The organism is Streptomyces sp. NPDC025638 (assembly GCF_055558775.1).
Genome location: NZ_JBVHLX010000055.1, coordinates 1 through 9,042 on the forward strand (window position 1 = coordinate 1; position 9,042 = coordinate 9,042).

7 protein-coding genes, 1 pseudogene and 1 riboswitch are annotated in these 9,042 nt (G+C 71.8%); of the genes and pseudogenes, 1 reads left to right on the forward strand and 7 read right to left on the reverse strand.

All coding sequences use genetic code 11. The features are described 5' to 3' along the window. Positions 1–91: 91 nt before the first annotated feature. The 7 genes and pseudogenes from ACZ4EG_RS46350 to ACZ4EG_RS46380 all read right to left on the reverse strand — a co-directional run bounded on the left by ACZ4EG_RS46350 (position 92) and on the right by ACZ4EG_RS46380 (position 7,199). Positions 92–1,198: a sensor histidine kinase gene (locus ACZ4EG_RS46350; RefSeq protein ID WP_467795026.1), complete on the reverse strand. Its 1,107-nt coding sequence runs from the start codon at positions 1,196–1,198 to the stop codon at positions 92–94. Beyond that, positions 1,191–1,886 carry a response regulator transcription factor gene (locus ACZ4EG_RS46355; RefSeq protein WP_453549345.1) on the reverse strand — a complete coding sequence of 232 codons (696 nt, stop codon included), beginning with the start codon at positions 1,884–1,886 and terminating at the stop codon, positions 1,191–1,193. The genes ACZ4EG_RS46350 and ACZ4EG_RS46355 overlap by 8 nt, the downstream gene beginning before the upstream one ends. Positions 1,887–1,954: 68 nt before the next feature. Beyond that, positions 1,955–2,659, reverse strand: a complete 705-nt coding sequence (locus ACZ4EG_RS46360) for a VanZ family protein (RefSeq protein ID WP_467795027.1) — start codon at positions 2,657–2,659, stop codon at positions 1,955–1,957. A 311-nt stretch (positions 2,660–2,970) separates the two neighbouring features. After that, positions 2,971–3,500 (reverse strand): annotated as a pseudogene (locus ACZ4EG_RS46365) (M55 family metallopeptidase); the annotation flags it as partial. Next, complete coding sequence (locus tag ACZ4EG_RS46370) at positions 3,485–3,634, reverse strand: hypothetical protein (RefSeq protein ID WP_467795028.1); 150 nt, start codon at positions 3,632–3,634, stop codon at positions 3,485–3,487. The gene ACZ4EG_RS46370 and the pseudogene ACZ4EG_RS46365, both read right to left, overlap by 16 nt. A 549-nt stretch (positions 3,635–4,183) precedes the next feature. Next, positions 4,184–5,761 (reverse strand): acetolactate synthase large subunit, encoded by a 1,578-nt coding sequence (locus ACZ4EG_RS46375; protein WP_467795029.1) that lies wholly within the window; start codon positions 5,759–5,761, stop codon positions 4,184–4,186. A gap of 64 nt (positions 5,762–5,825) precedes the next feature. Then, entirely contained in the window at positions 5,826–7,199 is a 1,374-nt protein-coding gene (locus ACZ4EG_RS46380) for an FAD-binding oxidoreductase (protein ID WP_467795030.1), read from the reverse strand. Positions 7,200–7,448: 249 nt separating this feature from the next. Then, a riboswitch (cobalamin riboswitch) is annotated at positions 7,449–7,629 on the forward strand. A 90-nt stretch (positions 7,630–7,719) separates the two neighbouring features. Between ACZ4EG_RS46380 and cobT the strand changes: the two genes are divergently transcribed. Beyond that, complete coding sequence (cobT, locus tag ACZ4EG_RS46385) at positions 7,720–8,874, forward strand: nicotinate-nucleotide--dimethylbenzimidazole phosphoribosyltransferase (protein WP_467795031.1); 1,155 nt, start codon at positions 7,720–7,722, stop codon at positions 8,872–8,874. The last annotated feature ends 168 nt before the right edge of the window (positions 8,875–9,042 follow it).

The following is a 9,042-nucleotide window of genomic DNA, read 5'->3' on the forward strand; positions in this document are numbered from 1 at the left end:
CTCGTCCGACAGGATCAACTCGGCCTTCGGCCGCCCAGTACGCGCCACCCCACAACCCTACACATCTGAACAGAATTCCTGACTCAGAAGACTAGTGGGCCCCGCTCGGGGACGATGCCTGCGGCGTGCTGGGAAGCCGGACCGTGACGAGGAGACCGCCGGCGGGGCGGGGAACGAGGTCGAGGGTTCCGTCGTGGGCGCGGACGATGCTGTGCACGATGGCCAGGCCGAGGCCGACGCCGGCGTGCTCGTCGGTGCGTACGCGTTTCGTTCCGCGCTGGAAGGGTTCGGTGAGGGTCGGTACCAGTTCCGGTGGGAGCCGACGGCCCGTGTTCTCGACCCGCAGCACGCTCGTCTCGCCGTGCGCCTCGGTGTGGACCGTCACGGTGCCGCCGGCGGGGAGGTTGTGGACGATGGCGTTCTGGACGAGGTTCGTCACCATCCGCAGCAGGAGCTCCGCGGAGCCGCTGGTCCGGGCCGGCCCGCCGGTGACGTCGAGCGTGATCCGGCGCTGTTCGGCGAGGGGAAGCAGCGTTTCGGCGGCTTCTTCGGCGATGAGGGAGAGGTCGACGCTCTCGCGGGTGAAGTTTCCGCGGTCGCCGCGGCTGAGCAGCAGGAGGGCCTCGGTGAGGTCGATCGCCCGCGTATTGACAGCGTGCAGGCGATCGATGAGTTCGCCCCGATCCCGCGTGGGGTCCTTGCGGGCCACGTCGAGGAGCGTCCGCGAGATCGCCAGCGGGGTACGCAGTTCGTGGGAGGCGTTCGCGGCGAACCTCTGCTGCTCGGCGACGTGGGACTCGAGCCGTTCGAGCATCGAGTCGAACGCGTCGGAGAGTTCACGGAATTCGTCCTGGCGGCCCTTCATGCGGATCCGGTGGGACAGCGACCCGTTCCCGGCCATCCGTGCCGCATCCGTGATCTGTGTGAGTGGTGCGAGCATCCGGCCGGCGAGGATCCACCCTCCGACGAGGCCGAACACAAGGAGGAAGGCCATCGCCAGGGCCGCGGCGGGGGCGAAGGTTCGCACCAGAAGGTAGCGGTTGGGTGAGATCCCGAGCAGGCCCTGGCTGTTGTCGGGTACGTAGCGCAGCAGGAACATCCACACCACGGCCAGCAGGAGAGCGCCGGCGACGAGGAGGAATCCGGCATAGCTGAGGGTGAGTTTCAGTCGGGCGCTGAGCCCTGGGCTTCTATGCATGCGTACTGCCGGGGTCGGTGGTGTCCATTCCGGTGTCGATCCGGTAGCCGACGCCGGGCACCGTGGCGATGATCCACGGTTCGCCGAGCCGTTTGCGCAGTGCGGAGACGGTGATGCGCACGGCGTTGGTGAGGGGGTCGGCGTTCTCGTCCCAGGCCCGTTCCAGCAGCTCTTCGGCGCTGACGACCCCGCCCTCGGCGGCGACGAGGACTTCCAGCACGGCGAACTGTTTGCGGGTGAGTGCGACGTAGCGTCCGTTGCGGAAGACCTCCCGGCGAAAGGGGTCGAGCCGTAGGCCCGCGATCTCGCGGACCGGGGGCCGGGCGTACGCGCGTCTGCGGTCGAGCGCCCGCAGCCGCAGGACGAGCTCCCGCAGCTCGAACGGTTTGGTGAGGTAGTCGTCGGCGCCGAGCTCGAACCCGGACGCCTTGTCGTCGATCCGGTCGGCAGCGGTGAGCATGAGGATCGGGATGCCGCTGCCGGAGGCGACGATGCGCCGGGCGACCTCGTCACCGGAGGGGCCGGGGATGTCACGGTCGAGGACCGCGAGGTCGTAGGAGTTGAGGCTGAGCAGTTCCAGGGCGGAGTCGCCGTCGCCGGCGATGTCGGCGGCGATCGCCTCCAGCCGCAGACCGTCACGGACGGCTTCGGCCAGGTAGGGCTCATCCTCCACGATCAGTACGCGCATGTCCGAAGCCTAAGCAGCACGAGATATCGCCGACGTATGTGAAGACGTGTGCCCACCGGACAAGCGGCTCAGCCTGCCGGTGCCGGCGCGGGGCGAGGCTGGTCCGACGGCGCTTCCGCCGTGGTGCGCCACCAGCGGCGCGACGCCAGCGCGGCCAGTACGGCGCCGGCGGCGTTGACCAGTACGTCGTCCACGGAGGACACCCGGTCCAGCCGCAGGACGTACTGTGCGGTTTCGACCAGGGCCGAGCAGCCCGCCCCGAGCGCCAGGATCCGCGGCACAGACGCCAGCGCCGCGAACCGCATCGGGGCGAAGAACCCCAGCGCCGCGAAGATCAGCAGGTTGCCGACGATCCCGACCGGACCCATCGTGACCAGGTCTCGCAGTGGTACCAGGCTCACCCGGGCGGGGGCGGTGTCGGACCCGCCGCCCGGCATCATGGTCAACCATACGAGGGGCACCGTCCCGTGGACCATGCCCACCTCGGCCAGAGACAGCCGCCAGGCCGATGTCACGCCGGCGGCCCGCCGACGGCGCGTCAGAGCCCACACCACCAGCGCGGCCAACGGCAGCGCGACCAGCGTCATGAGCACCACACCGTTGAATGTGTCGAAGCAGCCGTGCCACCGCCCGGCCATGCACATCGGAGCGGACATCATGAGCGGCCGCCGCACGACGAACACGGCGCTCGCCATGCCGAGGATCGCCAGGCTGAGGACCACGATCCTGCGCGTGCGGCGAGGCGGTGCCGACAGGGATGCGTTGGGGGTCATGCCCCCATTGGAGACGGAGGGCCGTTGCGGTGGCGTATGCGATTTTCGATACGCCCGCGATACACCGCCGAGCATGGCCTGGTGGACGCCGGCGCCCTGCGCGTGTCAGGCGTCTGCGGCAGCGGAGAGCAGTACATGGCCGGGGCTGGGCGTTCGACCCCGACCGTGCAGGATTTCCCCGCCTTCTGACGCCGTCACCCTCGCCGACGGCATCAGCGGACTTCTGCACCCGCGCCACAGCACCCCGCTCCTGGCCATGCGGCCACCGTAGGGCGAAGGCCCGATCTCCGGCCGGCCGTTGCACACGGCGGTCAGCAGTACGGGGACTGGTTGGCCAGGGACGCCGCCACTCGCATCCACACTCCGAACAGCCGGTAGAGGCTGGGCAGCCTGCCCTGCGCCTGGACGGTGCGGGCATCTGCCGAGGTGACGCCTGGAATTCGCAGGAGCGTCGAGGCCACTGAAGCCGACCGCCACCGGACTGTGAGGGTGGCCGGGGCCGCCGCGACGGCCGGAGCCTTCGGCGGCAGGGAGAGACTGGCGGCGACCGCATGTCTTCGATCTCGTGCCCCATGAAACTGTGGCTCAGTACGCCGAGCGCACCGGCCCGTGAGTGGTAGCCGACGAAGATTGCGGCGTCGTGCTCGGGAGCGAGTCCTTCGAGCATGACCATCTGCTTGGGCTTGCCGCGGATGAGGCGCGCCGCTGGGTGCAGTGACTCGGGCAGGAGGTTGCGCATCGGGCCGTGCGCGTCGTTGACGGTGATGTCGTCGGCACCCGCTGCGACGGCGCCGCGGATGGCGGCGTTGACGTCCTCGGCCATCATCAGCCGTCCACGCTCTCGTGGGTGGGCAGTCCGGCACCGGCGAGCACCCTGATCGCGGCGGCACCCATGAAGACCCAGTAGGCCGACGCCAGTTCGGCCGGTGCCACGCGCTCCGGCAGGAGCCGGGCCGGCGTCAGCGCGGCGATCACCAGTCCGACAAATGATCGTGGTGGGCTACCGCAGGAGGAAAAAGATCCTCCTGCCTGCGAGAGACTCTGTTCTACGGTGGGCCGGTGAAGAAGGATCGACGCGTCCGTCGCCTCGTCACGGACGAGACCACCTGGTGTTGGACCGTACGGCAGCGAGTGAGACCTGCCTATGCCGACTGTCGCGTGACGCTCTCCTTGTTCACAGAGGGAGCCTTGAGAGGTCCTGGGCGTGGATTGTCCCTGGTCTTTGCCCCAACCCCGACTGGAGTCATTTCCAACTGCTACTTCGAGTCGGGGACAGTAATACGGCTTCCGGATCAGAGCCAGCTCAACCTCTACGAGCCGGGGACGGTCCGGCGCCTGCTGGATGCAGCAGCACCTGCCCTGGAGCTCCGGCCGGCTGAAACGAATCTCGAAGTGGACGGCTGGCTCCACTTCGCTGAGGCCGTGGACCGTCGGAACGCCACCTTGTCGGACAATTGATTTTGTGATCGGTGGGTCACCGGCCTTCGCGGCACGCACCTTCACCCGCCTGGTCCGGCCATGCCGTCATGACGCGTGGCTTGGGCCGAAGAGCGGGGGCACGCGGGCCTCGACGACGTGGGGGCCGGGCTCCTTGAGGGCCTTGGTCAGCTGGGCGGTGAACTCCTCGGCGGTGGTGGCGCGGGCGGCGGGCACTCCCATTGCCTGGGCGAGTCCGGCGAAGTCCAGGTCCGGCCGGGACAGGTCCAGCAGGTCCCGGACGGCCCGCCCGCGAGCCCGGCCGTCCGGGGTCGGTACCAGGCGGTCGTACTCCATCTCCAGGACGGAGTACGACTGGTTGGCGTAGATGATGACGGTGACGTCCAAGCCCTCGCGGGCCATCGTCCACAGCGCCTGGGGGGTGTACATGGCGCTGCCGTCGGCCTCCAGGCACACCACCGGCCGGTCGGGGCAGGCGATCGCGGCGCCCACGGCCAGCGGCAGGCCCTGGCCGATGGCGCCGCCGGTGAGGGTCAGCCAGTCATGGTGCGGGGCACCGGCGGTGGCCGCGGGCAGCCACAGGCCGGACGTGTTGGCCTCGTCCACCACGATCGCCCCCTCCGGCAGCAGCGCTCCCACAGCGGTGGCGACCGACTCACCGGTCAGATCGCCCGCGGGTGGCTCCGGCCTGGCCCGGGCCGCCGTCGCCGCAGCCGCGTGCGGCAGCAGGTCCGCCAGGTGCGCGAGGGCCTCTACGGCGTCGTCGCCCGGGCCGGCCAGGGTATGGACGTGGCAGTCGCGAGGGACGAGGAGGCCGGGTGTCTCCGGATAGGCGAAGAAGGACACCGGGGTGCGGGCGCCGACCAGCACCAGGTGCCGTAGGCCGTGGAGTTGGGCGCGAGCGCCCTCGGGCAGGTAGCCGAGCCGCTCGACGGTGGGCAGGCCCGCGCCGCGCTCGAGGCGCGCCGGAAAGGTCTCGCACAGCAGCCGGGCCCCGGTGGCGGCGACGCGGGCCGCCGCGCGCAGCGCCGGGGCGCGGGTGGCCGGGCCACCGAGCAGGATCGCGGTCGGTTCTCCGGAGCGCAGTGCGGCAGCGACGGCGGTCACCGTGTCGTCCGGCACGGGTGCGGGCGGTTGCAACGGCAGCGGCGGGGCCGGGGAGGCCCCCGGCGACCAGGAGATGTCGGCGGGCAGGATCAGCGTGGCCACCTGGCCGGGTGGTTCCGTGGCGGCGGCCACGGCGGCAGCGGCGTGGATACCGGCGGCCGGCGCGTCGCTGCAGCGGCGCACCCAGCCGGAGACGGTCCCGGCGAGCGCGTCGATGTCCGACTCGAGCGGCGCGTCGAGCGGTTTGTGGTGCGTGGCGTGGTCGCCGACGAGGTTGACCAGAGGGGTGGCCGCGCGCCGTGCGTTGTGGAGGTTGGCCAGGCCGTTGCCGAGGCCCGGTCCGAGATGCAGCAGGGTGGCGGCGGGTCGGCCGGTCATCCGGCCGTAGCCGTCGGCCGCCCCGGTCGCGACGCCTTCGAACAGGCAGGGCACGGCCCTGACCGCCGGTTCCTCGTCCAGCGCGGCGACCAGGTGCATCTCGGATGTGCCCGGGTTGGCGAAGTACACCTCTACGCCGCACGCCCGCAGGGTCGCCACGACCGCTTCCGCACCGTTCACGTCTCGTCCCGTCCCGTCCTCGCCTGGTGATGGTCATGCCCGTGGGGATGAGGAGCCGGCGGCTTCAGTCGAGGAGCACACCGGGATTGAGGATTCCGCCCGGGTCGAAAGCGTGCTTGATCCGGTGCATCAGCTCTACCCTGGCCGGGTCCTCCAACTCCAGGAAGTACGACTTCTTCGCCCTGCCGATCCCGTGTTCGCCGGAGACGGCGCCGCCGCGCTCCAGGCCCGCCCGGAACAGCCGCCGCAGCACCTCGTCGCGGCGGACGGGGTCCGGCTGGAAGACCGACAGGTGCACGTTGCCGTCGCCGGCGTGGCCACAGCCGGTGACCAGCGACCCGGTGTCCTCGGCGGCTGCCTGGGCGGCGGCCAGCAGCCCGTGCAGCTCGCCGCGCGGCACGACCACGTCCACGATGTCGTCGGCACCGGCCGCCTTCGCCGTCCAGAAGGCTCGCTCACGGGCCTCGACCAGCCTCCTCGCCGTGGCCGCGGGCAGCACGAAGACGTCCACCGCGCCGAGTTCGAGCAACTGCTCGCCGACCGCCTCGACATCCTCCTGGAGCCGCGTCACGGAGCGGCTCTCCAGCACGACGAGCAGATAGCCGAGCGCGGTCAGGCGCACGGACGCGGGAACGCCCAGCCCCGTCCTCTGGTCATCCGCGATCGCCGCCATGGCCAGCAGGTCCACGTACTCCAGCGCGGCCGGCTCCAGGCCCCCGCCCGCCAGCGGCGGGACCGACCGGAAGACGTCCTCGGCCGACGCGAAGGCCGCCAGTACGGTCGTGGAGTGCCGGGCCCGTGGCCGCAGCCGGAGCGTCGCCTCTGTGACCAGGGCGAGCGTGCCCTCGGAACCGACCAGGAGCTGGGCCAGGTCGTAGCCGGTGGATGTCTTGACGTACTTGCCGCCGCCGCGCACGATCTCGCCGGACGCCAGGACGGCTTCGACGGCGAGCACATGGTGGCGGGTGACTCCGTGCCGTACGGCGTGCATCCCGCCGGCGTTGGTGGCGATGGTGCCGCCGATGCTGGCGGTGGGCGCGCCGAGCCGCACGGGATAGTGCAGGCCGGACTCGGCGGCCTCGTGGTCCAGTTGGTCCAGGGTGACGCCGGGCTGCACGACGGCCACGTGGTTGACGGCGTCCACTTCCAGGATGCGGTTCATCCGCTCGAACGAGACCGTGATCCCGCCCGGCCGGGGCACACATCCCCCCGACATGCCGGTCCCCGAACCGCGGGCGGTCACCGGGATCCCGGCCTCGCCGGCGATCCTGAGCACGTCCGCCACCTCGGCGGCCGCCGCGGGCCGGACCAGGTACGCGGGCGTCTGCGGTACGGCGGTCAGCGACTCGTCACCGGCGTACTCAGGCGGGATCTTTGCCCCGGCCAGAACGTGCCGTGCCCCCACGGCGTCGGCCAGCAGCGCCTCGGTGTCCGCCATCGCACCCCCCTCCTCGGCCCCCGCTCCCGCCGATCCTGGCCGCGCACCCACCCCACCGGAGGGGGCCGTCCGGCCCTTACCCAGGGCCATGTGGACCGGCATGCCTTCCAAGCCGGTCCTGACAGGGCGGCGCAGCCCGCACGTGCCTTGCGTTCGGCCGTGCGCCGACCTGCACCGGCCCGGCAGGGCATCGCGTCGGGCGGCTGCTTGCCGACGGCGGAGTGTGGCAGGATGCGGGCGACGGTGCGGAGGAACTCCGGTGCGGGCCCGATGGCCCAAGTCCGGGGCGGGCCCGCCACTGTGACCGGGGAGCTGCCTCCCGCAGATGGCCACTGGCAGCCGGTGTGAGCCGGCCGCTGGGAAGGCCGGGAGCCGGCGCCGGTACCCGTGCTGTACAAGCCGGGCGCCGAGATCCGGGAGCCAGGATATTCCGGCCGTCCCGCAGCCAGGCACTACCCGCCCGGGCGCGGCCCGTTCACGGCGGCGTGGAGAACCGCCGACAGCGGAAGGAACTTCCTTCATGGTGTCCTCGTCCGGCTCCGACATGGTGCCCTCGTCCGGCTCCGATCCAACTCGTCGGCCTGCTGCCGACCCCGCCGTCGGCCTGTTGCTGGAGCGCACCCTGGCCGCCATCACTCCCGCGGACTCCGGCGCCCGCACCGCGGCCCGTGACCGCCAGAACCACCTGACCAAGCCGCCCGGCTCGCTGGGCCTGCTGGAGGACGTGTCGGTCCAACTCGCGGGTCTGGCGGGCAGTTGCCCGCCGCCGATGCCCGAGCCGGCCGCGGTGGCCGTCTTCGCCGCCGATCACGGTGTCCACGCCCAGGGCGTCAGTGTCTGGCCGCAGGAGGTGACGACTCAGATGGTCGCCAACTTCCTGGCCTCCGGCGCCGCAGTGAACGCCCTGGCCGCTCAGACCGGAGCCAGGGTGGTCGTGGTGGACGTGGGGGTCGCAACTCCGGTGTCCGCCTCGGACACGACCCCGGGCATGCTGCTGCGGCGCCGGGTCCGCGCGGGAACCGCGGACATGACCCACGCTCCGGCCATGACCCGTCAGGAGGCCATCCACGCCATCGAGGTCGGCATCGGCGTCGCCGCGGAACTCGTCGACGACGGCTGCCGCTGCCTGCTCACCGGCGACATGGGCATCGCCAACACGACCGCGTCCGCGGCACTGATCGCCGCGTTCACCGGTGCGGACCCGGACGACGTGACCGGTCACGGAGCGGGAATCGACGACACGGCCCGACGACACAAGGTGGGGGTGGTGCGCAGGGCTCTGGAGCTGCACCGGCCGGACCCGCACGACCCGGTCGGGGCGGTGGCGGCGGTCGGCGGCCTGGAACACGCGGCGATCGCCGGGTTCGTGCTGGGCGCCGCCGTGCGCCGGGTCCCGGTGATCCTGGACGGGGTGATCGCCTCGTCGGCGGCTCTGGTCGCGGCCGCGCTGTCCCCTGATGCCCTGGCCGCCTGTGTGGCCGGACACCGCTCGGTCGAGCCCGGGCACACCATCGCCCTGCAGCACCTCGGCCTGCATCCGCTGGTCGACCTGGGGCTGCGGCTCGGTGAGGGCACCGGTGCCGTGTTGGCCCTGCCGCTCGTACAGGCGGGGGTGCGCGCCTTGCGCGACATGGCCACATTTGACTCCGCGGAGGTCTCGAACAAGCACAGCTGAATCAGCCTGCGGGACTCGGGCGCCGCCTGGGTCCCGTCGGGCCACCTGTTCTGCCGGGTGGTGGGGGGGGGCCGTGGGGGGGGCGCCCCCCCCCCCGGCGGGGGGGCGCGCCGGGGCACCCACACAACCCCCAACTAAGGGGGGGGGTAACACACAGCCGCGCGTTTA

Bases quoted from the DNA above. Each gene is read 5' to 3' on its own strand.
- ACZ4EG_RS46360 (WP_467795027.1), bottom strand. From the start codon at position 2,659: ATGACCCCCAACGCATCCCTGTCGGCACCGCCTCGCCGCACGCGCAGG.
- ACZ4EG_RS46380 (WP_467795030.1), bottom strand. From the start codon at position 7,199: ATGGCGGACACCGAGGCGCTGCTGGCCGACGCCGTGGGGGCACGGCAC.
- cobT (WP_467795031.1), top strand. From the start codon at position 7,720: ATGGTGTCCTCGTCCGGCTCCGACATGGTGCCCTCGTCCGGCTCCGAT.
- ACZ4EG_RS46355 (WP_453549345.1), bottom strand. From the start codon at position 1,886: ATGCGCGTACTGATCGTGGAGGATGAGCCCTACCTGGCCGAAGCCGTC.
- ACZ4EG_RS46350 (WP_467795026.1), bottom strand. From the start codon at position 1,198: ATGCATAGAAGCCCAGGGCTCAGCGCCCGACTGAAACTCACCCTCAGC.